The organism is Acinetobacter sp. WA-87, from assembly GCF_039938935.1.
GTDB lineage: Bacteria > Pseudomonadota > Gammaproteobacteria > Pseudomonadales > Moraxellaceae > Acinetobacter > Acinetobacter seifertii.
The window spans coordinates 123499-149540 of record NZ_JBDUVF010000006.1 but is presented as its reverse complement, the minus strand read 5'-3'; the positions used below and the strand labels follow the sequence as shown (position 1 = coordinate 149540).

Sequence of the window (26042 nt, the reverse complement as noted above, 5' to 3'; positions counted from 1 at the left end):
TATGAATAGTCAAAGTATAATATCTGATGGGAGAGAAAAAGATACATATTTTGTTACACCCAATGATATTATAAATACCTTACCTTCAGATAAAAATTATTGTTTATTTCTAGATATTGATGGAACATTAGCTCCATTTCAAATTCACCCTGAACATAGTTTTATTCCTAATACTACATTAGAAGTTATAAAAAAAATTATTGAATTAAATATACCAGTGGTTGCTGTAACAGGTCGCGATGTTGAAACGGCTAGTAAGCTGCTTCAGTCTATTGAGGTTCCTATAGCTGGACTACATGGTTTAGATATTTATTTTGATTCTAACACTTATATTCGCCCAGACTTAAGTGATATTAATTTTAATAAATTAAAAGAAGATATTATAAAATCTTGTGAAAAATATCCCAATTTATTAATTGAGGATAAAGGGTATTCTATTGCTTTGCATTATCGAAAAAATCCAGAATTAGAAAATAATGCAATTTATATTATGCAACAGATTAAATATTTTTATCCTCAACTAAAATTAAATAGAGGAAAATTTGTAGTTGAATTAGTACCTAAACAGGCAGATAAAGGTAAAGCAATTCAAACTATATTAAATCATCTTAATTTACCGTTAATTCATCCGATATTTATAGGAGATGATTTAACAGATGAATCGGGTTTCATTTTTATTAATCAACAATTTGGCACTTCAATTAAAGTAGGTTCTGGTGAAACAGAAGCTCAATATAGATTAAAAGATATTAACAGCGTTTCTAATTTTCTTTTTTTCTTTCTCGAAAAAATAAAAAAGTTATACGTCAAAAATAGTCAAGATCAGAATGGAGAACAAATATGTCTAAATTAATCGTGTTATCGAATCGAATAAGTATGCCATCAGGTAAGGCTTCAGCAGGTGGCCTTGCAGTAGCTGTACAAGACGCATTAAATGACAGTAACGGCATTTGGTTGGGCTGGAATGGTCAACAAATTACCGATACCGAAGCGCCTGAATTCGATCAGGCATATTCTCATGGAATTGACTACATTACCTGCCCTCTTACACATCAGCAATATGCACAGTATTACTGCGGTTTTGCTAATAAGGTCTTATGGCCTGCTATGCATCATAGAGACGATCTGATTGAATATGATGCTGAAGAATATAAGACTTACCAACGGGTCAATCGTTTATTTGCTGAAAAATTAAAACAAATTGCTCAGCCGGATGATGTTATTTGGGTACATGATTACCACTTTTTTAGTGTAGCCCGTCATTGCCGCGAATTAGGAATGCAGAATAAATTTGGTTTCTTTTTGCATATTCCTTTTGCAAGCTTAAACATTTGGCGCAAAATTCCAGTTGCGTTACATCTAGTACAAGACCTTTGCCAATATGATGTAGTTGGTCTACAAACTCAAGCTGATCAAAATACCTGTATGCAAACGTGCATGGGCTTACTTGAAGCTCAAAAAATATTAAGTGACCGAATCAGTTATAAAAAGCGTCAGGTATTGATTAAGTCCTACCCTATTGGTGTGCAACCTGAACTTATTCAGCGCCAAGCACAACAGGCATTTCAAACAGCAAATGTATTTAACTTTGAAGATATTCCACGTCAAAAAACTATTATCGGGGTTGACCGTATTGATTATTCAAAAGGTCTACTTGAGCGTTTCAATGCATTTGCAACCTTCTTGGAAACCAATCCTGAATATCATAGACTAGTACGTCATCTACAAGTTGCAACACCTTCACGTACAGATATTCCTGCTTATCAACGTTTATATCAACGCTTTAAAACCAAGCTAGAGCTGATTAATCAAGAGTTTGCACAGGAAGACTGGCGTCCGATTGATTGCTGCTATGACACCGTTAAACATGACAGCCTAATGCATATTTATCGTCGTTCTGACATTTGCTGGATTAGCTCACTACGTGATGGTATGAATTTGGTCGCAAAAGAATATATTGCGGCTCAAGATCCAGAAAACCCAGGTGTACTAATTTTATCTAAATATGCTGGTGCAGCTGAACAAATGACTCAGGCCTTAATTGTTGACCCAATAGATCGAGCGGCAATGATGGATACTCTAAAAACCGCTCTAGAGATGTCTAAAGCAGAACGTATTAATCGTTATGAACAGTTAATAGAGGGTTTAGCAACCACCGACTTGAGTGATTGGCGTAATAGTTTCTTGAAAGATTTAGAAAATGCTCCGACTTTCACGAAATCTAAATTCTCATTACAAGATAAGTATCTACCCACTTATCATGTCTTATAATAATTTACACTTATAGAACATCGAGAAGTTTTTCTCGATGTTCTTTTCGGCTGGTGAGTTAGCTTAAGTTATTTTGCCTTCACAAGTGTAAAGCGATTTAGTACAGCAATCATGATTAATAAAACAGCTACCCCAGATAGGACTGTGGTTAGACTAGTCCACTGACCAATTAAACCGATTAAAGCTGGACCACTTAATGACCCTGTGTATGCAATAGTTGAAACCATAGAAAGCGCTGCTGCTTTAGGCATATCATTCTGGCGGCCGACACGAGAAAACATAACAGGCACAATGTTAGAACAGCCTAAACCTAAAAGTGCATAACCCAATACTACAACTTGCCAAACAGGTGCCATCACAATAGTGACCGTAGCAAGCGCGGCAACAATTGCACTATAGGTCACAATGGTTTTCTCACCCCATTGTTTTAACAAGAGATGTCCTGCAAAACGACCACTTGTCATACTCAGTGCAAAGAATGTATAAGCCAGCCCCGCAAAGGCAGGATTCAGCTGATATTTACTAGTCAAATAAATACCACCCCAGTCCATTGCTGCACCTTCTGACAAGAAGGCAATAAAACACATCATTCCAATCAAGAGAATAGTACCATTTGGGCGCGAAGTTTTTTTAGGTGCATCAGTTATTTCAGCTGCACCTTGTTCATCCTGCTCAAATGTTGTTAAAGCAGATGGAATAGCAACAAAGCTAACGACCAGTAAAATCATGACCACAGACACCGTACTCATGAGTGGTGAAAGGCCAATTGCTAGTAGCGTGGTGACAAGCATGGCGCCTATTAAACCACCAAGGCTGCACATACCGTGGAAACTAGACATGAGCGCACGTAAGCTGTGTTTTTCCACCACAACTGCCTGCAAATTGATAGCAACGCCAAGGCTGCCTGCTGCTGTACCAAAAATAAATAACGCTACAGCCATCGATACAAGACTATGCCAGATCGTTAAACTTGGTAATAACACCATTAAAAGTATAGTTGCCACTGCAATTAATGGACGGCATCCCCAACGCTTAACTAAAGCCCCTGTCGCAGGCATAGCGATCATTGAACCGATTCCCATGCAAAGCAGCAATAGACCAAAATTTGCATGATTTAGGTTTAAACGTTGCTGTGCATAAGGAATGAGTGGTGCCCAAGCAGATATCGCAAAGCCCAAGCTAAAAAAGCTGAGACGAGTTGCTAATCGTTGTGTGCTTAAGAGAGAAGCTGTATCTAAAACAGCAGACTTGGAAAATAACATATACGCGAAGCTCACCATAAAACCATTGGCGATCCATACCAACCGATTCCCCATAGAAAAACCCTTGCCATATTAAGTTTCAGGCAAGGGTTTTTATTGGCGAAATTATATCCAATTCCATAAAAAAAACATGGGGTCTGACACAATTTTTCTGACTTTTTTGTAACTGCCAAAGCCTTATATAGTAAGGCTTTGAATATATTCAATTTGATAATATTAACGTCTAGCAGTGACTTTATTTTATTAAAACGATTGAATAAAAAACCCAGCTTAAGCTGGGTTCTTCAAATCATTAAATTTGAGATTGAATATAATTTTGTAGGCCAATCAGTTCAATTAAACGCAACTGTTTTTCTAGCCAGTAAGTATGGTCTTCTTCGGTATCTGATAATTGTTGACGTAACATGTCACGACTAATGTAGTCGCCTTTTTCTTCACACAGTTTAATACCTGTCGCTAATTTTTCACGCACGTGATATTCAAGTGCTAAATCAGCTTTTAAGCAAGATACAACATCTGTACCGACATTGATATCTTCACGGTGCATGTTTGGTTTAGCACCTAAAAACAATACACGACGAATAATTGCATCAGCATGAGAAGCTTCTTCTTGCATCTCATGGTCAATACGCTCATAAATCTTGTTTAGACCCCAGTCTTCATACATACGAGAATGGATTAGATATTGATCACGGGCAGCCAACTCTCCGCCAATGAGCATATTTAAATAGTCTATGACTTCTGGATTGCCACGCATAATAAATCTCCTATCGTATGAGTCTATTATGGGCAAACTTAAAAATGATTGCAAAACAAATAATAGTTAAGTTTATGATTTTTATCAAATTAAAATGAGAAACATACGCATTTGCAGTTTAAGTTATTTAAATTTCCTCTGCAAAAAGAAACGCTTGTCCGATTTATAAGCTCAAACAAGCGTTCAAATATGGCATAAACCATCAATTTATAAATTTGTAACTAAAATCAATGGTTCTTATTTCGCTAAGTCTTTTAGCTCAAAGTTTGCCCATAACCCGCCATGAGTGATAAGAAGTCTGTTTCGTTCATGACAGGAATACCTAATTTCGCTGCTTTTTCTAGTTTTGAACCAGCCTTTTCACCAGCAACCACACATTTAGTTTTACTCGATACACTACCACTTACACGCGCACCTAATGCTTGTAGCATTTGAGTCGCCTGATCACGTGTCATTTGCTCTAATGTACCTGTAAGTACCCAGCTTTCACCGTTTAATGGTTGTCGTGTTGGTGCTGTTGGTGCATCCCAATGAATACCAGCAGCAATTAAACGATCAAGTACTTCAATGTTATGCGGTGCCAAGAAGAAATCAGCAATCCATTCAGCGGTAATATCGCCTACATCTGGAGTTTTCTTCAAAGCTTCAATATCAGCAGCTTTAAGAGCCTCTAATGTCTGGAATGTATTGGCTAACATTCTAGCAGTTGTCTCACCTACCCCACGAATACCTAAGGCATAAATAAAACGCGCTAGAGTCGTCTTCTTACTAGCTTCAATTGCATCCATGAGGTTCTGTACCGACTTTTCACCCATTTTTTCAATGCCCAACAGCGTTTCTCTGTGTTCATGCAAATGGTAAATATCAGCAACATCTTTGAGTAAATCGAGGTGTAATAAAGACTCGACCCAACGATCTCCCAAACCTTCAATATCCAGAGCTTTACGCGATACAAAGTGACGAATAGCCTCAATACGCTGTGCAGCACAATATAATCCACCAGAACAGCGTGCCAGAGCCTCACCTTCGGGCATAACTACAGGAGATGCACATACTGGACAGTTTTCAGGTAAATGAACAACTTCTGCATCAGCGGGACGGAACTCTGGCCAAACTTTTTCTACTTTAGGAATAACGTCACCCGTACGATAAACACTTACCGTATCTCCAACGCGTACATCTAGACGATGAATTTCACCAATATTATGCAAAGTTACATTAGAAACAGTCACCCCACCCACAAAAACAGGGTTTAAGCGTGCTACAGGTGTTAAAGTCCCAGTACGTCCTACTTGCCAATCAATCTGCTCAACAGTGGTCAGTGCCGCTTGTGCAGGGAATTTATAAGCAGTTGCCCAGCGTGGTTCACGGCTTAAGAAACCAAGTTGCTGTTGCTGTTTAAGGTCATCGACTTTAACCACCATGCCATCAATTTCAACTTTGAGACTTGGACGCTCTTGCTGAATTTGTTCATAGCGCTGCTGTACTTCTTGAATTGAGTTACACAAGTATTGACGCTCAGCAATTTGGAATCCAAGCTCTGTTAGCCATTGCAAACTATCATGCATGGTCGTTAAGTTATGATTTGGCTCACACTGCGCAATACCATATGCGTAAAATGCTAAAGGTCGACTAGCAGCAATATTTGGATCTAGCTGTCTTAAACTTCCTGCTGCTGCATTTCGAGGGTTAGCAAAGGTTTTCTCGCCTTTTGCTTCTTGGTCAGCATTGAGTTTTTCAAAACCAGACTTCGGCATGAGTACTTCGCCACGAACTTCGAGCAAACGTGGAATTTCGTACTTTTCAGAGTGCAGAACTTTAGGCAAGTTACGAATAGTTTTTACATTTTGTGTAATGTCTTCGCCCGTTTCACCATCGCCACGCGTTACACCACGAACTAGGACTCCATTTTCATACCATAGAGAAATCGCAAGACCATCAAGTTTTAACTCAACTTCGTATTGTACTTTTTGGTTTGGTAGTCGCTCTTCTACACGGCGTGCAAATGCAAATAAATCCTCTTGGTTAAATACGTTGCCCAGTGAAAGCATTGGAACCACATGCGTCACACTCTCAAATTTTGAAAGTGCTTGTCCACCTACTTTCGTTGTTGGTGAATCAGCTTGGATAAGTTCAGGATTTTGCTCTTCTAAAGCTTTTAGCTGATGAAATAAATGATCGTATTCACTGTCCGAGATTGTCGGCTGATCCATGACATAGTAGGCATGGTTATGCTTTGCAATCAGTTGAATAAGCTGACGCATCTGTTCGATCACGGAAGTTATTGCCATTATATTATTCACCATAAAAAAGGGTGGAAATTTCTCCACCCTGAGCTGCGACTAGATATGTTGCAATTATCGCAACCTATACAAAAAATTTAAACTAGGCTGTTGCCTGTGCAGGACGATAATCAATCACATGATGACGCCAGTGTTCTTTTAACTGCGGCGTAAACTCGAGGTTATTTTCATCATAAACCTTACCATCAATTTCACGAGCAATTAGGCCTGCAATACTGGTCATCATGTCAAAACCAGTAACTGCTTTACTGTTTGGAAGTGCAAGGAAAAATGCCAAGCCTTGAACTTGTTCAGCAGATAAAGTTTCCAAATCGAAACCAGCAGGACCGTTATCTGTCATACGAAGTACAGAGAACATCAGTGCACTTGGTTCATCTGTATTTTCATAACGATGGAAACAAGACATTTCACCGTAACGTAGGCCATATTTTAAAAGCACTTTCAGCGCTTTATCACCCGATAACGCACGGCGCGGATTCGGATAAACATTTAATGCAATAATTTGCTCTGCTACTGCTAATGCACTTTCATCGTCATAACGTTGTTGCTCATGTAAATGAACATCCAAAATATTACTTTCACCTTCAAATTCAGCAATTTCAGCAGTTTCAATATTTGGATTTAAACTTAATTCTGGTTCAGTTTTTGGCTGATCTTCTGCAACTTTTTGTTCAGATGAGCTTATAGCTTCTGGTTCAGCAGAAACAGTATCAGTTAACTCAACTGAACTATTTTCACTTGCAGTTGGACTTACAGTAGTTTCTTCAGCTTTGACTTCTTCTACTGGCGTATTTACAACGGGTGCCGGTGTCTGATCTATTTGAACTTGTTCTACTTCTTTTGTTTCCTTTTCTTCTAGTTGTACTAGCTCGCTTAAAGTTGGTTCCACTCGTTCAGCCACATTTGCTGATGCTGCGACCGCTTCAGGCTGTTCAAGTTGATCTCGTACATGACGAGGAATAACCGGTTGATTACTTTCAGGATTAATATGCAAATCACTGTCTAGCGAGGGTTCAGCGTGGTTCGGCTTTTTTAAAATCATTCTTAAGCCAACTAGCATGATAATAATGGCAACAACGATGCCAATAATCGTATTGATTTCCATTCTATGACTCCGAAACTAACCCGTATTCTTTTGCCTGTTCTAAATTGACAGTGACTAATTTTGATGTGCCCGGTTCAGGCATAGTAACACCCAACAAGTCAGTTGCCATGGTCATCGCCAGCTTATTATGAGTAATGTAAATGAATTGTACATGTTCAGAAAGCTCTTTTACCAAATTACAATATCTCTGTACATTCGCATCATCAAGTGGTGCATCTACTTCATCGAGTACACAAAACGGTGCCGGGTTTAACCTGAAAATAGCAAATACTAATGCTAACGCCGTTAAAGCTTTTTCTCCACCAGAAAGTAAGGCCAGAGAACTATTTTTCTTTCCTGGTGGTCTTGCCATGAGCTTAACCCCAGATTGCCAGTCATCTTCCAGACTCAGACTTGCCTCACCACCATTAAAAACCTTCGGAAACAGGTTTTGCAACTCATGATTAATCTGATCAAAAGTCGTCATAAAGAGTTTACGGGTTTCTTGGTCAATGCTTTTCATCGCATCTTTTAACTGAGTTACCGTATTTTCCAAATCTTGAATTTGGTGGCTCAACTCATCAAAACGCTGAGAAACTTCTTCAAACTCTTGTGAGGCTGCCAAATTAACTGCACCGATTTTTTCAAACTGCTTTTGTACCTTTTCCAGTTTTTGCTGGTGCTCAGTTAAATCTATTTTCAAGCCCGTTTGAAGTTCGGCATTTAACTCTTTTAACTGCTCTTGATAGTGCTCACGGTCTGATTTAGCTGCTTGCCATGCTAAACGTTTGGTTTCAAGCTGCTCTCTGAGTTTTTCATCTTGCTGTTGGTACTGATGGCGTTGGTCTGTGAGTGTTTGTTGCTTCTCTTGCACACTATTGAGTTCAAGCTGCCATTCATTCCAGTTTTTTTGCAACTTTTCAGTCTGAGCAAACTGTTGTTGAAATTCCGACTCAAGGTTTGGTAACTCTAACTGAATAGGGTCAACAAACTTTTTCGCCTGTTCCATTTGAGCTGCAATTTGTTGATATTGACTCTGCAAGAACGAAATATCTTTTTCAAGCAACTCGATTTGTTGAGTCGTCTGCGTGCTGTTACGACGTAAAATTTCGCGCTCTTGTTGTTGCTGTTGTAAGACTTGTTGCTGTTCTTCAAGCTGCTCTGTTAATTCTTCTACCTGAAATTGCAAAGTTTTATAGTCAGGTAAAATGGTTTCTAGCTTTATCGCAAGCGCATGCAAATCAATTTCAAGATCATCTTTTTGCATTGCATCTTCTTCAAGCTGCATGTCTAACTGAGCTAACTGATCTTTCAATTGCTGTTTTTGCAGTAAAAATGCTTGTGTTGCAGTTTGCTGTTTAGCAATTTGCACATCTAGCTGCTGCAAGTCTTTTTGTTTTTGTTTAATAACTTGTTGTTTCTGCTGTAAGTCTGCTTGTAGCTGTACGAGTTTTTCTTTTTCCTGAACAGTAACTTGATCTAATGCTTGTAGTTCGGGTTGCTGCTTTTGAATAACTTGTTCAATTTCATCTAGACGAATACGATGACTGAGCATACCTTGCGCACTTTGACTTTCGTCATCATACATAAGAGCAATTACCCAATCCTGCCCAACATGATAACCATCTAAAGTCAAAATAGACTGCCCATGTTGTAGTTGCTTTTGCTCATTTAAAGCATCAGATAAATTTTGCGCAATTGCTACATTGGAAAATATTGAAAGCTGCGGTGACGCAATCCAGTCATTTAAACAGGCCAAATTTACTTTAAATTTGGTTGTTTGTTCTGAAGGCTTTAACTGGCGAGCAATTCCTTCCTGAAAGACTTGTTCGGTTTCAACAATATGCGCCTGCAACCATTTTGCTAAAAACTTTTCAATAATCTGCGCGTGTGGCTTACCCTGCTCCGTTAATTCTAGAGCCTGCATTAAACGTAGCGTATCTTGGTTTTGCTTTGGACTTTGTTTAGCAACAAGCTGGCTTAAGTTTTTCTGTTCAGATAATAAAACCTGTATTTCTGTTTTCAGTGTTTGTTGCTGATTTTTATTTGCCTGATACGATTGTTGAGCTTGTTCAATATGCTGCACATACTGCTCAATATCAGCTTCTAGCGTTGAGATTTCACGACAAAGCTGCTGCTGTAGTTGCTCAAGCTCGCCTTGTTCATCTTCGTGTACTTGTGATTGAATCTGACTTGCCTGATGTTGCAGCGTTTCTTTTTGCTGCTCAATGCGCTGAACATTTTTGCCTAGCTGTTCAATTTGCGCAGACATTTGCATTTTTTGCTGCTGTTGTTTTTCAACCTGAGCTTTTACTTGTTCAAACTGTTGCTGTGCTTGTTTTTGGTGAGATTGTAAGCCAGCAAAGTTCTGTTCTGCTTCGGCTGCAGTATGTTCAACCGTTGTTAAAGCTTCAGTTTGTTCTTCTAGCTGATTATTCAGTGTTTCAAACTGTAGTTCAGAAAGTTGTAAACGCTCTTTCGTCTGAGCTTTTTGCTGTTCTAATTGAACCAGTGTCGTACTATTTTGCTGAAATAAACTCTGTTTTTGTTCTAGAGTCATTTTAAGTTCAGACAGTTTCTTTTCAGCTTGCTGCCACTCTTGTTGTAACGGTGAAGACTGCTGAATAAGTCGCTGAAATAAAGCACTGGTCGATTCTAAATCATGTTCAATTGTACTTAGCTCAGAGCGAACTAACTTAAAAGTTTCGCCCAGTTCATTCATTTGAACTGTATATTCTTCTTGTAGGCGTACACTTTTATCTGCCTGAAAAGACAAAATTTCAATTTTTAGGGTACGAATCTGACTTTCTAAGGTTTTATATTGAACCGCTGCTTCTGACTGGCGTTTTAGCGTTTTAAGCTGAGATTTTAACTCAAGCGCAATATCTTCTAAACGTGAAAGGTTTTGCTCAGTATGTTCAAGATGTTGCAAAGTCTCCCGTCGACGAGCTTGATAGCGTGAAACACCCGCTGCTTCTTCAATAAAAATACGCATTTCTTCAGGCTTGGCATCAACCAAACGGTTAATCATGCCCTGTTCAATCACAGCATAAGAGCGTGGCCCTAAACCCGTTCCCAAGAAAATGTCGGTAATATCACGTCGGCGGCAACGTGTACCATTTAAGAAATATTCAGATTTACCTTCACGGGTCACCTGACGACGGACAGCGAGCTCATTATAAGCGTTATAGGCTCCACCCAATTTGCCATAGGTATTGTCAAAACGCAGTTCTACACTGGCAACACCCACTGGCTTACGCTTGGATGTTCCGGTAAAAATAACATCTTGCATGCTACCACCACGAAGCTGACGAGCGTTTGACTCACCCATCACCCAGCGGATCGCATCAATAACATTGGATTTGCCACAACCATTTGGACCAACCACTGCTGTGCGGTTCGCCTTGAAATTTAAAGTTGTACTATCTGCAAAAGATTTAAAGCCGGAAAGTTTTAAACTGCTTAAACGCATAATGCCCTAACTAACGGCGTGAGCGTCTCGCCCAAGCCAATTCAATCTGTTTCATTCGTGTCAGCGATTCCAACACAAGGTTACGTAAGTGTCGACAAAAATCTTCCATAAATAAAGCGGCTTGTTGTGATTTTCGGATCAAAATTGCATCAGTCACGAGTTTAAATAATGCAAACGCTTCTTGTAGTTCCCGCTTAGAGGTATTTAAGGTCAAAAAATAACTACGACGTAGAGAAGGTAATAATTCTTTATAGAATTTCATTAAATAAGGATTACTGACCATATCTTGTTGTTCAGCCAGATATTGGAAAATGGCATCGTAGAATTTTTCGATATCGCCTGCTTTTACATGCTCAAATAATTGTTCTTGTAACAGCTGTAATTGATCAGCTTCGTGTGCACGCCATGTTTCACTGATGCGTTGCACAATGTGTCCTAGTAGCATTACGTTTGTATCAAACAGTGCTTTCACTTGTTGTGCAGACATTTCTGAAACAATTGCCCCGCGGCGTGGAAATATCTCAATTAAATGAGTACGTTCAAGTAATAATAATGCTTCACGAACCGACCCCCTGCTTACATCAAGCTCTTTCGCAATACGAAGCTCTTGTATGCGTTCGCCTTCGACCAATTCGCCGCTAATAATCTGTTCGCTAATATATTTTACAATTTGCTCAGAAAGACTTTCTGTCTCTTCGAGATTCATAAATCACCCGCTACTTTTTATATGCATTAATCCATGCTTTTCTTTCGCATCCTTGTTTTTAACTGATCCCATCCATTAAAAACTATGTCATTGTCTGACAATTTTATTGCATTTTAAGCCAACCCGCCCAAAATCCATACAGAAATCGGATGAAAAAACTTATCTTTAGTCTGTTTAAATGTTCAAATAAAAAAAGCTTAAACCATGTGAGTCTAAGCTTCTTTTTCTATATTTTTCTAACCAAATGTGCTTTTTAATTCATAAAACCTTTATAAATAAAATAACTGCCTACCACCACCAATAAACAAGCAAAGCATTTTTTCAACATTTGTGGTGATAAAGCATGTGCAACCTTAGCACCAAGTTTAGCCGTCACAAAACTCATGACACTAATACCAATAAACGCATAGATGTGCACATAACCAATCGTGTTAGGTACAGAGATGTGCTCTTTAGCACCAAACCACATAAAGCCAATTGCACCAGCTACAGCAATAGGTAAACCACAAGCGGCAGAAGTCGCAACTGCTTTTTGCATGACTACGCCATGACGGTTTAAATACGGAACAGTTAAGCTACCGCCTCCAATACCAAAAATTGCAGAGGCAATACCAATGCCACCACCTGCCATAAATTGCATAGGTGTTGAAGGAAGTTGGCGTGATGGGTCAACAACCACATTTGCGCCTTTAAACATACGATAGGCCATTACAACAGCAAAAACACCAATAAGAAGCTGTAAATGCTGACCAGACATCAGATCGGCAATACCCGCCCCTAAGAATGAACCAATCACTAGCCCAGGTGCCAAATTACGAAAAACAGGCCAAAGTACTGCACCTTTTTTATGATGGGCAGAAACTGAACTAAATGACGTCACAATAATGGTGGCAAGCGATGTTCCGACTGCAATATGCATGATTACCGCAGGGTCATAGTGCAACTGGGTAAAAACGACATAGAGGATTGGTACAATAATTAGTCCACCACCAACCCCAAACAGTCCGGCAGTAAAACCAGCAATTGCGCCAATGAGTAAATATATGATTAACTCCATAAATGTTTTACCACTCTGCTCATATTCAACATGGATTTAGAGACTCGCCAACTACAACAACTTTTAAGCGCAAAAAACCAGCTTCCAGAAGTGGTTTTATTAAAAGCAACCACAACTTCGACCAATGATGATATTCGTGAAATTGCCCAAAAAGGCATTACAACAGGCTTGGTTTGCAGTGCTCAACAAACTCAAGGGCGAGGTCAACATCAACGGCAGTGGATTTCACCTGAAGGAAACATTTATTTAAGCACATTGGTGCAAACTCGAACACCCTTAGATGGTCGCTTAGCACTTGAAGTTGCTTTAAATATTTTGCAAATCCCGCAGTTACAAGCTTTAAGCTTACAAGTGAAATGGCCAAATGATTTGTATAGTGCGCATGGGAAATGGGGTGGAATTTTGGTCGAACCACTTTCCCAACATCAGGCTATTGTTGGCGTAGGGATTAATTTAAAAACCCCGCCAGTGACTGATAGTGATCAGCCAATCACCTCTTTAGAAGATTTAGGCTTAGAGCAAATGAGTCGGCTTGAACTCATTTCAGAACTCTATGTTGCAATTCAAAATGCAGCTCGCTGGTTTGATCATGGTTGTTATAACTTAGCAGGTCGTTTTAACCATCATGCAGCTTGGTTGAATCAGTTAGTTCAATTCGAACATAGTCAAGGATTGGTACACGGCCGTTTTGTTGGAATTTCTAATGAAGGTGCAGTAATTCTTGAAACTCCAGAGCCACAGCAGTTTTATCAAGGTCGTTTAAGACCACAAACCACTCAATAATTAGGTGTTTTCTCCATGAAAAGTTTATGGCTTGATATCGGAAACACCCGTTTAAAATACTGGATTACTGAAAATCAGCAAATTATTGAACATGCAGCCGAGCTACATTTGCAGTCTCCTGCCGATTTATTACTTGGGTTAATCCAACACTTTAAACACCAAGGTCTGCATCGTATTGGGATTTCTTCGGTTCTCGATACCGAAAACAACCAGCGTATTCAGCAGATTTTAAAATGGCTTGAAATTCCAGTGGTTTTTGCCAAAGTTCACTCAGAATATGCAGGCCTACAATGTGGCTATGAAGTTCCTAGTCAGCTCGGGATTGATCGCTGGTTACAAGTACTTGCTGTTGCAGAGGAACAAGAAAACTATTGCATTATTGGATGTGGAACAGCGCTTACGATTGATTTAACGCAGGGCAAACAACATTTAGGTGGTTACATCCTCCCTAATTTATATTTGCAGCGCGATGCACTCATTCAAAATACCAAAGGTATTAAAATTCCAGATTCAGCTTTTGATAATCTGAACCCGGGTAATAACACAGTCGATGCAGTACACCACGGTATTTTATTAGGTCTGATTAGTACCATCGAAAATATTATGCAGCAATCTCCTAAAAAGCTGCTGCTGACTGGTGGTGATGCCTCTCTTTTTGCTAAATTTCTACAGAAGTACCAACCTACTGTTGAAACAGATCTTTTACTTAAAGGGTTGCAACAATATATTGCTCATTATCCTAAAGACTAAAACACAGAACAAAATAAAAGGCGCTCTAGGCGCCTTTTATTTTATGAATTTATTTCTTTTGGTCGTTGTTACCAAACAGTGGTCCCATTCCGCCACCGCCGCCGCCAAACTGCTTTTGCATATTGCCTAAAGAACGCATCATTTTGCTCATACCAGATGGATTCGCAAACTTCTTCATCATTTTAGCCATTTGCGCTTGTTGCTTAATGAGTTTATTCACTTCCGCAACATCCATACCACAACCTGCCGCAATACGCTTTTTACGACTTGGGTTCATCAGGTCAGGGTTACGACGCTCTTTAACAGTCATTGATTGGATAATAGCTTCCATCTTTTTGACTTGTTTTTCAGGGTTCGCTTGCTCAATTGCTTGCTGAATTCCTGCACCGCTCATGCCAGGCAACTTGTCTAAGAAGCCCATCATGCCACCCATTTTTTTCATTTGCTCAAATTGCATTAGCATATCTTCAAAGTTAAAGCTTCCGCCTTTTTGCAATTTTTTCGCCATCTTTTCGGCTTTTTCTTTGTCGATTTTACGTTCAACTTCTTCGACTAAAGAAAGTACGTCACCCATACCTAAAATACGTTGGGCCACACGATCCGGATGAAATGGCTCTAAGGCATCAAGCTTTTCGCCCATACCCAAGAACTTGATTGGCTTACCAGTAATCGCACGTACAGAAAGTGCTGCACCACCACGCGCATCACCATCAGTTTTAGTAAGAATCACACCAGTAAGTGCCAAAGCATCGTTAAATGCTTTAGCAGTATTTGCAGCATCCTGACCTGTCATGGCATCAACCACGAACAGAGTTTCAGTCGGCTTAACTGCTGCATGTAATTCTTTAATTTCGTCCATCATGTCTTCATCGACATGTAAACGACCCGCTGTATCGACAATCAGCACATCAGCAAACTGGATTTTTGCCTGTTCAATTGCACGGTTAACGATGTCAATTGGCTTTTCAGAAGGATCTGATGGAATAAAGCCTGCACCAACTTCTGCCGAGACAGTTTCTAACTGTTTGATCGCTGCCGGACGGTAAACGTCGGCAGAAACCGTCATTACTTTTTTCTTTTGACGTTCTTTTAAGAAACGTGCCAGCTTGGCAGCAGTTGTCGTTTTACCTGCACCTTGTAAACCGGCAAGTAATACAACAACTGGAGGCTTAGCACTTAAATCCAGTGTTTCATTTGCCTCACCCATCATCTTGGTGAGTTCGTCATAAACAATTTTTACAAATGCCTGGCCTGGAGATAACTGAGTCATCACTTCTTGGCCCAATGCCTCTTCCTTAACTTTCGCGATAAATTCACGAGTTACAGGTAACGCGACATCGGCTTCAAGAAGAGCCATACGTACTTCACGTAAGGTATCTTTAATATTGTCTTCGGTCAGCTGCCCTGAGCCAGTAACATTTCTTAAACTCTGTGTGAGTCGTTCTGTTAAGGTATCAAACATTGCAAAATCCGCTTAAAATGGCTAGTTGCAAAAAAATCTTTCTCGAAATAGAAAATTTATGCATAGAATGCTATAGGATACTTTAGTTCGCAGCGAATTTATATCTTATCTAGATGAATTAATCCTGAAAAAGGTTTGACATGATTAGCCTCCCCTTGGTTTACACAATTTTGGCACTCATCGCATATACCACTTCTTTCTGGTATCTGTTCATACGTTTAATGTCAAAACGTGAACCAAATCCATGGTTATTTGCTTTTGTTACAACCTTGGCACTGCTATTACACGGTACAGTTTTATGCAATGCCATGCTGACACCATTAGGAATTAACTATGATGTTTTTAATTTAGTCTCTTTTACATCATGGCTTATGTTGTTGTTAAGTTTAATTTTTAGTACTTTTCGTCCAATTGTACCTTTAAACTTACTCGGCATTCCTGTAGCAGCGATTGGACTTATTTTAGGTTTTGGCTTTAGTAAACCTGATCAATTTATTGAACAGCATTCGTTAGGCCTAGATACGCATATTATTCTTTCACTTTCCGCCTATGCAGTTTTACTGATGGCAACCATACACGCAATCTTGATATGGTTCCAAAATCGTGAACTCAAAAAGAAACAAAAAAAACGCTTTTGGGTCAATTTACTCCCTCCAATTCAGGCCATGGAATCGTTGTTATTTGACTTAATTATTACTGGTTTTATTTTATTAACCATTGCTCTCGCATTTGGCTTTTTAACTGTTGATAGTTTCTTTGCTCAGCATCTCGCTCATAAAACTGTATTTAGTATTATTTCATGGATTATTTATGGCTCATTACTGATTGGCCATTACAAACTTGGATGGCGAGGACAAAAAGCGATTCGTTTTACCTTAATTGGTTTTGCCCTTTTAGCAATTGGTTTTATTGGCAGTAAATTTGTACTTGAAATGATATTAGGCCGATAAAACAATTAAAATTTCAGCACTACTAGACAGCGTTATACATATCCCGTATAACGCTGTTTTTGTTTTAATCAGGTGGCACAGACTGTGAAACTCATACTCGCTCCAATGGAAGGTTTAACTGACCCGATCATGCGGGATACTCTCACATCTGTTGGTGATTTCGACTGGTGTGTAACCGAGTTTATTCGAGTTACAGACAGTATTTTACCAGACCATATCTATTATAGTTTTTGCCCTGAGTTAAAGAACGACGGTAAAACAGCAGCAGGTACACCTGTTCATGTGCAGTTCTTAGGAAATAATCCAGATATGCTGGCAGCAAATGCAGCAAAAGTGGTTGAACTAGGTGCTCCTGCGATAGATCTTAATTTTGGTTGTCCTGCCAAAACCGTAAATCGACACCGAGGTGGTTCCGTACTTCTTGATGAACCAGACGTGGTACATATGCTGATTAAAGCTGTCCGTGATGCTGTACCTGCACATATTCCTGTTTCAGCAAAAATGCGTTTAGGTTATCTCGATGAAAACCACACCATGGAAAATGCGCACGCGGTTGAAGATGCCGGCGCAAGCTGGTTAACAGTACATGCGCGGACGAAAGCAGATGGTTATACACCACCAGCTTATTGGGAAAAAATTCTACCAATCAAAGAAGCTTTAAAAATTAATGTCATTGCTAACGGCGAAATCTGGAACAATGCAGATGCAAAGGCCTGCCAACAGCAATCTGGTTGTGAAGATTTAATGATTGGTCGCGGTGCTGTAACGACTCCTGATTTAACACAATGCATTCGTAAAAATATGGATGAGGCTTTATTTAGTTGGGAGCAACTGGTTGACTTACAAATCCGTTTTTTAAATGGTCAGGCAAAAACAGAAATTGGGATGGTTGGTCGTTATAAACAATGGTTAGGCATGATGACCAAAGCCTACCCTCAAGCCAAAGAACTGTGGGACCAAGTTAAACGAATTAAAGCTTTAGAGGAAATTGTTCAACAGTTAGAACGAACCAGCTCATCACATAGCTAATTACTTTAAATTTATAAAAGAGGGTGACTGTTGATACAGCCACCCTCTTTTGGTATTTCAGGTTAAGTAATTATTTTTTAAAAACCGCTTACTTTCATTTTAAAGTCAGTCACTGAAGCACCTGTAACTCCAAAACTCCCCATAGACCCGTTAGGTAAATTATTAAAAGTTGTTGTACTTTGTGTTGCTAAATTTCCTAAAGTGACATTGTTAAGCGATGCATCAAATTTACTAGATGCACCTGTATTACCAAAAGTTAATCCTGTTGGATCGACCCCAGCATAAAACCCATCAAGAAGAAAACCTGTAGCTGCATTTGTTCCTGCAAATTTAAATCCAAATGAAGCACCTGTAGTATCGGACACTAACGTAATTGGACAACCCGCAGCGGCAGAACAAATCGATTGAAGTGCTCCACCAAATTTAACCATAACAGACTGAGCAGCATGCCCCAACTGAATGTTTAAACGAGGTTTATTGGTTTGCACAAAGTTAATATCAAGATTACCTGTAGAGCGAACAAGCTCCTTTACTCCTGTATTTACCGTGGTTCCCGAACTAAAAATGGATTTTGGAGCATAACTACTCACCGCATAATCAGCAGGGCTAGATACTGAAGTGTTAGGTGCCAAATAAACTGAAAACGGTGTAAGTCGAATCCCATTTACGTCACTACCCATCGTGACAGCTAAATTTACAAAAGGCTTACCCGCACCTGCATCGGTATCAATAGCAATATTGAAAGAAGGATTGGTCGATACAGCTGCTTTAATAAACTCTATGCTTGGAACAGGATTCGAAGAGTTCCCTGCAATGACAACACCAGCTTTACTATTGTAAGACGTAGAGGCGATGCCATTGGTATCAATCAATGCAACCTGATTAAATTTAACTTTATCGGCCTGAATGCCTAACGTTAAACCATTTTGACCTGTCGCCGCTGAAAGACTTTGGTCATCTAAAGGCTGCATGGCAAACACACTTGAACTACTGGTAAGTAATAACCAGCACACTATATTTTTATTTTTCATGTCGCTCTAATCCTTAAGAGACAAACGTTTATTATTTGTTCAGATTATCAGAATAATAGATGGGTACAAAACAATTATCGATATAACCCGACGAATGCAAATCCAATCACATTCAAAATAAATTTTTATAAAAAGTGGCGATATCGCCACTTTATTCTAGTTAGTTAAAAGCACCATTTCTCGGTACGATACTAAAGTTACTATTTAAACGCCCACCCGTAATAGCAAGCTCACCTAAACGTGCACCTGCACCTGTTGAAGGTGGATAGAAATTAATATCTTTAACACGTAAAGCACCGTCAATACTTTTATCAGGGTTAAAGTACACTGCTGTATTTACCCCCACTTTACCTAAACCACTTGTTGTATCTTTGCCCACCACTAAAGCGGTATTAAACGCTAGCTTACCGGTAATATTATCAAAACCAATTGCCGAACCATCAATTGGGTCACTAATTTGAACTGTATTTCCAGTTGCTGTGGCTGGCATTGTGAAATCACCGAGTACAGTTAAAGCACTACCATCAGCGATTGAACTGTTAGGTACTATCGATAAATTTAAATCACCGCCTAAGCGTAGTTTTAAGCCAAATAAAACGTCATTATTTCTGGCAAAGTTATCAATCGGTGAGGTACAAGACCCTGTTGCCGGACAAGTTTTATATTTAGCTCCTGGTAAATAACCCGCTGCAATTTCAGTTGATAAAGCAATGAGCATCTCTCTTAAACTAATATTGAGACTGCCATTTTCTAAACCAATACTGCCATTACCTTTTAAGAACATATCGATATTACGTAAGCCCATGTAATAGTCGGTAGGGTTGCCTGCATTATTAGCATTTGGAGAACCATCAATTAATAAAATTGAAGTTGTTTTTGTACCGCCTGTATCTCGACCTGTTGTTCCAACAGCAACACCAAATCCTAAACGCGAAGTTGTTCCAGAAGTACCTACAACATTTTGAATGGGTTTACCGTTAGCATCTTTTGTATAGTAAAAAGCGCTATTTGCAGGCGCATCTAAACCGTAAACTGCAGCATTGGCATTTAAATTATAAAAAGGTAAAGCCAAGCCCCATTGGTTAGTTAAACCGTTATCTGCAAATTGATTGGCAGCAGTAACATTTGCGCTTGTGGTAAAACGTCCTCGTCTTGAAAATGCTTGAAACTCTGCTCCACGCATTGCAAGAATTAAACTAAATGGATTAGTCACTGTATCACGGTGAATATTATGTTGATAATCGGCGGCGGTTGTTAAAGTACCCGACCCTAAACGAATACTGTTTAAGGTCGCATTATTTGGCATTAACAATGTTTTTGTATCAGCAAGATTTAAATAAATATTTCCGCTATCAAAATAACCGCGTGTAGCTGAGTTAAGACCTGTTAAATTGCCGAACTCGAAACCGTAAGCATTTAAACCTGCCCCACCAATTTCTAAAGTCGTGGCTTTACCATCTGAACCCAGCATTGAATCATTATCTTTAGTGAATTCACCTTTCATTCGGAAGGCAATTCCTGTATTACCCAAAATACTATTACTTGAACTCGTACCCGAAGCAGTATTTGCAGTACCTAAAGTTGTAGTGTCTGAAGAACCATCCATACCACGGACTTGTAAATAACTATTTACCATACGTCCACTGGCACCTAGCCGAATTAAACCTTTTGAATTTTGCGGTGTATTGGTCGCATCTAGTCCATAAGGATTAGTTTTATCAACATTAGAGCTCAGCATTACTTCAATGTTAAGACCCGAATTAGTCGCTTTACCGTTGCTATCTACATACGTACCAGCTGTTAAGCCCGAAGCTGAGTCTGCTACCCGATTAAAGTCTACATAACCATAAATCGTACTTGGTGTTTGCCCAACAGCAGCTACATTTGATCCAGTATTAGTTTGTAAAACAATGCCCCTAACGGGATCGATGAACATGACACCTTTACCAACAAAATTAAAGTTAAAATTCTTTAATATCAGTTGATTGAGCTGACTGCGTGCATCTAACTGGCCTAAATAAATATTTGCGTTGTTTATTCCTAATGCCATATTTGACTGGCTATTTGGACTAAATAGACCATCTTGAGTAGTCAGTGCTAAATTTAAAGGAGAAGTTGTTTGTATAGCCAACTGCCCTAGCGTAGGTGAGCATGTAGCAGAGCTATTACAAACTTTAACGCTATTTACTGTAATGAGGGATGGGCTACTTTGCATAGAAAAATCAATGCCAGCTTTACCTGTAGCTGTATTACTTCCCACATCTAAACGGTAGTTTGTTCCTAAAGTTTGGGTAGACGCATTACTTTTTTGTATTTTTACGCCACTGGCTTGCGCTCTTAAAACCTGATCGGCGCTTGTTGGTGTGCCCGCATGGTCATCCCAATAAGCATTATCAATATTAATTTCATTAAAAGTCGTTTGAATCGAGATTCCATCTTGACCGTTTACCGCACTCAAATCAGCATCTGTTAAAGCTTCTAAAGCAAACACTTGCCCACTCACTAACAACATGCTGGTTGCTAATGTATTTAAAATAAACTTTGAGCTGTGACTTTCTTTATTTTTGTTCATCACTTCAGTTCCTTTGAAATCTACATTAAGCGTTAACAACGGGGATGGCTACCATCACAGCTAAATACCATGACTTTTCCTTGAATTGCTAAATTTCCGTTCATCATTAAGCCCATAAAGCCTGTTTCACGTCCATAGTCATAGGCTGAAGGTGTAGCCGTTGCAACTTGCTGATTTGCACTATTTGCAGTTGCCGCATACGTTGGCTTTTTGAAATATGCATAATCATACATATTGGTACTTGAACCTTGGGTCGTGGTTGAGCTTGTAAAGTTATCTTGCTCAATCGATAACGCGTTAAAACCAAAGTTACGGATTAAAATCGGCTGTGCTGCACTAAAACTAAGTTGAATCGCAGGTTTTATAATTTCGGTATTGGTTTTATCAAGATACTTTAAATCAGCACCATCCAAACCCATTTTTTGAATATTTAAAGTTCCTTGTACGCCTTTAAACACTAACCAAAGTTTATTACCACTATCACTATTTTCGGCCCAACCACTTGGTTTAGTCGCATCTGCTTGCACAAAACGCTTATTAATTGCTAATCCAATGTGGCAGAACTCAAGGTTTTCACAAACACCACCGCTACCATTATCAAATATACCGTTACTGGTTTGGTTTAAATTGAGCATTAAAGACAAGTCAGCACCTGCCTGACCATTAATCGCCTGTAAAGCGTCGTTGTCCAAAGTTTGTAATTCTGCATGAGTCGCAGTTGCACAAAGAGTAAGGAGTAAAGCAGTTATTTTTTTCATCGCGTTATCCTCCTCTTATAGACCTTTTGTGGTGAGTTTCAAATGCTGAATGAGTAAACCATCTACCACAGCAGAACCTAAATTGTTCAAAGGAGTAATATTGTTTAATGCAGGCGCCTGATTGGCAGTTGGAATTACATAACCTGTAGTGCCATTACTACTTCCAATTAAGTCATTGACTACAGCATTTCGTGACGTCAGCCAAGGAATAGAAGCATTACTCCAGTCACGGTTTGAAACCGTACCATACATTGGGGTAGATCCTGATGTACTCGTACATCCTAATGCACCAGAACAAGTTGCTGCATCAGCAGGTTTTGCTGTTGGATTTGTAATCACCCAAGTTCCTGTACCTTGGTTATATTCCCACTGATATAAATATCCTAATGTTTTATAACCACAGTTGGAATTAAACAAACCACAACTATAGGTTTGATTCCATATTTGAGTATTTTGTTGTCTTTGTTTAAAACGGACTTCTGTCATAGATGCTGAGGTCGTTCCAGATACAGAGTTGGTCAGCGAAACTAGACTACCAGCGGAAGTTCCAGAAACTTGTGTACCTGTTGAAATTAAGCGACCAAAGGAAACCCCAATTGCGCCTTCACTTGTATTTGCTAACAAAGTTTTTCCATTATCAGGGCTGTAAACTGTCCCAATTGCGATACTACTGTGTGTTGGGTTAGCACATGAATAAACGTTACAGGTAGATCCTTTGTAAGTCGTGTCGACCCCCGTATAATCAGTATAAATTTGCTTATATATTTCTGGTTTATTCGCAATTCGTGCGATTTCTATACTAAAGTTTTTACCATCAGAACCCAAAATAAGTGGTTGATATAAATTACCTAACACTAAATTAATATTTGGGTTATATAGATATAAACCTTCAGTATCTGCGAACTTCGGCGCTATAGCACCTGTAGCATCTAATGCGGGCGTATATAAATTGTTTGATGCATTCGGTGAGTCAGAAGTTTCACGAGTACTCAATCGTAAAACTTTACTCGTATCGTTAAAGGCGCTTCGAGTCTTACTTGATGTTTTTGTATCTGTTCTAGTACGATTTTCTACATAATAGCGACAGCCACGTGATGTACTGAAACTTCCTGTACTGCTATTACCACAGTCGCCACTACTGCTTGTACTTAATGTTGAATTTGCACCGGCATGTACTGTTTGCCAACCATTATTGGTGCTCGACGCATAGGTTTGGGTTTGGCTCGTAACATTCTCAGTCACAATACTTGTATCTTTACTATCACCCGTATTTAAACGTACTAAACCTGACATCCCCAAAGTATTGTTATAAAAAGGACTCATTCCACCAGCAGAGGTTGCCCCACCTAGTGTTTGAAACATACTAATCTGGCTACCATTGAGACTAAAGCCATTTAGAATACCTTGTAATCGCAAACGGTTAGCACGACTTGTATCAATACTGGTACCAATTAATCCATTACTATCGCCATATTGGAATTGTGCTAAAGAGCCATTTGTCGTTGCCACAATATTAGGATTCCGTACAAATGCATCCGCCCATAAACCTAATTTTAAATTATATGCGTCTGCACCCTCTGCACCATCAATCGTAGGTTGATATAGAGGAGCCTCTAAAGATAAATACGTAACAGGATAACCACCGCTATCTGTAGTACCAAAGTTAGGAACATTGTTCGCAGTTTTTACTTTGAATACCCATGGGTTCGCACCTGTTCCCCAGCTTGAAATCGCTGCTGCTGTTGCAGTATTGGCAATACGCGAGTTTGCATCACCATCTGACTTAGAAAGAGCTAAGCCATAAAGAAAGATATCTGCTTTTCCAACTGCCTTATCTTCAGGTCCAACAGAGCCATTACCACTGGTATCAGCAGTTGCCACACTCAAAGGCCCAACAGGTACATAGTTAATGTAGCCTGTATCTTTACTACGGTCGGTAATAATTTGATTTAAAGATTCATTGGGGCCAGCACCACGGAATACCATAAATGCGTTTTGGGGTAATATTGCAATACCTTCGCCTGTAGTTTCACTTAAACCGGCATCAGAAAGCTCTTCAAGAGCAAAACTTGATTGACTTAAACAGAGGCCAATTAAACTTGCTAAAACGGTTTTTCGAAAACCGACCGTATAATTAAGTGTAGTCATCGTGACCTTCCTGTTTTATACGATGCCGCGCACCATATTTCTTTTTCTTTAACAGTCCTTGATGTGAGATAAAATCATTTCCTTTTCCATCTCACAAGGGGCAAACTTCAAAATTGCCAACCTTTCCACATTTCCATTATGCTGAATATTTATTCAAATGCAAAATTAAATCAGCAAAAATACATTTTTCCGATGAATGAAAAATGATTCAAATAATGATCTTAATCAGCAGAATTTTAGAGAACCATAACAGTTAGCTGAGAAATTTTGTTTTTGTAAAACCACATTAGTTAAGCTCATAGAAGCTGGTGTTTTACCTGCTAAATCAACATTTCCAATAGGAAGATTACCCGCTAAGCAACTTAACGCCAGTGGCCCACATGGCACAGGATTACTATTAAGATACGAGCTGACTTGCCCTAAGGCATCATTAATAGTAGCTAAAGCAATATCGACACTCCCTGTAGGAGTAATTTGACCAATATCAATCGGGTTTGTAAGTTCTAACCACCATCCTGTTTGGGCAGTTGATGCTGCCTCTGGCCATAGAATATTCACACCCTGCACCGATAAGTAACCAGCAGATCCATTTAATTGGGCAGCGTGGAAATAGCCCAAGCTTTGTTTAATTGCTACATTTACATCTAAATTATTTACCGTTCCAGTTACATTGCCCGAAATCGGAACAGGGATACCGAGTAATGAAGCAGTTGCATCTAAAGTGCCCGTAACTGCAATTCCTCCAACCCTTGCTGTCGCATTTAAATTGGCTGTATTTATACGTTTACCCGTAATAATTTGCTGTCCCATAGATAGAGTTCCACTACCTGCTCCTAAGTTCAGATTATAGTCAGTAGATGTAAATGGAAGAGTTGCTACATTACCTATAAATTGTGCTCGTCCCGTAATTGCTGTTCCTGTCTCATCTTGAGTAATACCATAGTAAGGATTGGTAGTTACCGTGCCCCCTGTTGGTTTAGTCACTAAGTATCCACTCAATGAGTTAATACCACTCGCAGCATCACCATTTTGTAAACCAAAAGTAAGCAAACCAGAAAGTGATTTGGCACTTAAACGAAAACCCTGTATTTCACGTGTAGAAGCTGAATTTGGGTTTTTAACCGCGAACTCTAAAAATGGGTTGGTAATAACAGCAGATGACGCAGCTCGCTCTGCACTAGTACTATCGACAGTACCACCACTTAAGCTCAAATAATCGATATCAATATCACATGCCCCTGCTCCATTGACACCACCACAGCCTAATTGCAATTTTTTAATGTTGGCATTCAGTTCTAATTGACCATCTAAAGCAAGTCGATAAAATCCCATGTTTCCGTTAGTACTTGAATTACTTGCAGCATCGGTAGGCGCAATATAAGACATACTCATCAAGGCTTGGCCACGAGTAGCTGACAACTCAGCATCTGACATTGGAACTAAGGTAGAACCAGCATAAGCAGAAGAAAAGCATAAACTTCCAAGTGCTAGAATAGCTACATGAAGGGACTTAAACTGTCGCATGACCGACCTCCGTATCCTTGGGGGCATAATCTAATTTGATTTCTTTTTATTTGGCTTCTCTTGCTTTAACCTTAAATTAAATACATAAAGAAAACGCCGATATTTACGATCTAGTTTCTTTTG

At 39.3% G+C, this 26042-nt stretch carries 19 protein-coding genes; 6 read left to right on the top strand and 13 right to left on the bottom strand.

Going from position 1 to position 26042, the window contains the following annotated elements; all coding sequences use genetic code 11:
- The first annotated feature begins 1 nt into the window (after window position 1).
- Window positions 2–853 carry a trehalose-phosphatase gene (gene otsB, locus ABFY81_RS16180; protein WP_347914170.1) on the top strand — a complete coding sequence of 284 codons (852 nt, stop codon included), beginning with the start codon at window positions 2–4 and terminating at the stop codon, window positions 851–853.
- Window positions 841–2271 carry a trehalose-6-phosphate synthase gene (locus ABFY81_RS16175; RefSeq protein WP_347914169.1) on the top strand — a complete coding sequence of 477 codons (1431 nt, stop codon included), beginning with the start codon at window positions 841–843 and terminating at the stop codon, window positions 2269–2271. Before otsB ends, ABFY81_RS16175 begins: the two co-directional genes overlap by 13 nt.
- 68 nt (window positions 2272–2339) lie before the next feature.
- Here the strand turns inward: ABFY81_RS16175 and ABFY81_RS16170 are convergent, their stop codons facing one another.
- The 7 genes from ABFY81_RS16170 to ABFY81_RS16140 form a co-directional block, all read right to left on the bottom strand.
- The gene (locus tag ABFY81_RS16170) at window positions 2340–3533 is read right to left on the bottom strand and encodes an MFS transporter (RefSeq protein ID WP_347914190.1); all 1194 of its coding nucleotides are present in this window, start codon (window positions 3531–3533) and stop codon (window positions 2340–2342) included.
- A 292-nt stretch (window positions 3534–3825) separates the two neighbouring features.
- Entirely contained in the window at window positions 3826–4290 is a 465-nt protein-coding gene (gene bfr, locus ABFY81_RS16165) for a bacterioferritin (RefSeq protein ID WP_001214863.1), read from the bottom strand.
- A 254-nt stretch (window positions 4291–4544) separates the two neighbouring features.
- Window positions 4545–6581: an NAD-dependent DNA ligase LigA gene (gene ligA / locus ABFY81_RS16160; protein WP_347914168.1), complete on the bottom strand. Its 2037-nt coding sequence runs from the start codon at window positions 6579–6581 to the stop codon at window positions 4545–4547.
- Window positions 6582–6675: 94 nt separating this feature from the next.
- Window positions 6676–7698 (bottom strand): cell division protein ZipA C-terminal FtsZ-binding domain-containing protein, encoded by a 1023-nt coding sequence (locus tag ABFY81_RS16155; protein ID WP_191010891.1) that lies wholly within the window; start codon window positions 7696–7698, stop codon window positions 6676–6678.
- A 1-nt stretch (window position 7699) separates the two neighbouring features.
- On the bottom strand, window positions 7700–11149 hold the full coding sequence (gene smc, locus ABFY81_RS16150; protein ID WP_347914167.1) for a chromosome segregation protein SMC: 3450 nt from the start codon (window positions 11147–11149) through the stop codon (window positions 7700–7702).
- 10 nt (window positions 11150–11159) lie between these two features.
- The gene (locus ABFY81_RS16145; protein ID WP_107973002.1) at window positions 11160–11855 is read right to left on the bottom strand and encodes a GntR family transcriptional regulator; all 696 of its coding nucleotides are present in this window, start codon (window positions 11853–11855) and stop codon (window positions 11160–11162) included.
- A 253-nt stretch (window positions 11856–12108) separates the two neighbouring features.
- Window positions 12109–12912 (bottom strand): sulfite exporter TauE/SafE family protein, encoded by an 804-nt coding sequence (locus ABFY81_RS16140; protein WP_347914166.1) that lies wholly within the window; start codon window positions 12910–12912, stop codon window positions 12109–12111.
- A gap of 30 nt (window positions 12913–12942) precedes the next feature.
- Between ABFY81_RS16140 and ABFY81_RS16135 the strand changes: the two genes are divergently transcribed.
- Entirely contained in the window at window positions 12943–13695 is a 753-nt protein-coding gene (locus ABFY81_RS16135; protein ID WP_347914165.1) for a biotin--[acetyl-CoA-carboxylase] ligase, read from the top strand.
- A 15-nt stretch (window positions 13696–13710) separates the two neighbouring features.
- Window positions 13711–14445: a pantothenate kinase gene (locus ABFY81_RS16130; RefSeq protein ID WP_019457055.1), complete on the top strand. Its 735-nt coding sequence runs from the start codon at window positions 13711–13713 to the stop codon at window positions 14443–14445.
- 49 nt (window positions 14446–14494) lie between these two features.
- Here the strand turns inward: ABFY81_RS16130 and ffh are convergent, their stop codons facing one another.
- Window positions 14495–15907: a signal recognition particle protein gene (gene ffh / locus ABFY81_RS16125; protein ID WP_004703430.1), complete on the bottom strand. Its 1413-nt coding sequence runs from the start codon at window positions 15905–15907 to the stop codon at window positions 14495–14497.
- Window positions 15908–16047: 140 nt separating this feature from the next.
- Here ffh and ccsA point away from each other — a divergent pair, with 140 nt between their 5' ends.
- Window positions 16048–16857: a cytochrome c biogenesis protein CcsA gene (gene ccsA / locus ABFY81_RS16120; RefSeq protein WP_004703432.1), complete on the top strand. Its 810-nt coding sequence runs from the start codon at window positions 16048–16050 to the stop codon at window positions 16855–16857.
- 84 nt (window positions 16858–16941) lie between these two features.
- Window positions 16942–17886 carry a tRNA-dihydrouridine synthase gene (locus tag ABFY81_RS16115; protein ID WP_347914164.1) on the top strand — a complete coding sequence of 315 codons (945 nt, stop codon included), beginning with the start codon at window positions 16942–16944 and terminating at the stop codon, window positions 17884–17886.
- Between the two features lie 77 nt (window positions 17887–17963).
- Here the strand turns inward: ABFY81_RS16115 and ABFY81_RS16110 are convergent, their stop codons facing one another.
- The 5 genes from ABFY81_RS16110 to ABFY81_RS16090 form a co-directional block, all read right to left on the bottom strand.
- Window positions 17964–18917 (bottom strand): DUF6160 family protein, encoded by a 954-nt coding sequence (locus ABFY81_RS16110; RefSeq protein WP_347914163.1) that lies wholly within the window; start codon window positions 18915–18917, stop codon window positions 17964–17966.
- A gap of 160 nt (window positions 18918–19077) precedes the next feature.
- Window positions 19078–21489, bottom strand: coding sequence for a DUF6160 family protein (locus ABFY81_RS16105; RefSeq protein ID WP_347914162.1), 2412 nt, complete (start codon window positions 21487–21489; stop codon window positions 19078–19080).
- Between the two features lie 32 nt (window positions 21490–21521).
- The gene (locus ABFY81_RS16100) at window positions 21522–22247 is read right to left on the bottom strand and encodes a DUF6160 family protein (protein WP_039251621.1); all 726 of its coding nucleotides are present in this window, start codon (window positions 22245–22247) and stop codon (window positions 21522–21524) included.
- A gap of 15 nt (window positions 22248–22262) precedes the next feature.
- The gene (locus ABFY81_RS16095; RefSeq protein WP_347914161.1) at window positions 22263–24395 is read right to left on the bottom strand and encodes a hypothetical protein; all 2133 of its coding nucleotides are present in this window, start codon (window positions 24393–24395) and stop codon (window positions 22263–22265) included.
- Window positions 24396–24620: 225 nt separating this feature from the next.
- On the bottom strand, window positions 24621–25919 hold the full coding sequence (locus tag ABFY81_RS16090) for a hypothetical protein (RefSeq protein WP_347914160.1): 1299 nt from the start codon (window positions 25917–25919) through the stop codon (window positions 24621–24623).
- Between the last annotated feature and the right edge of the window lie 123 nt (window positions 25920–26042).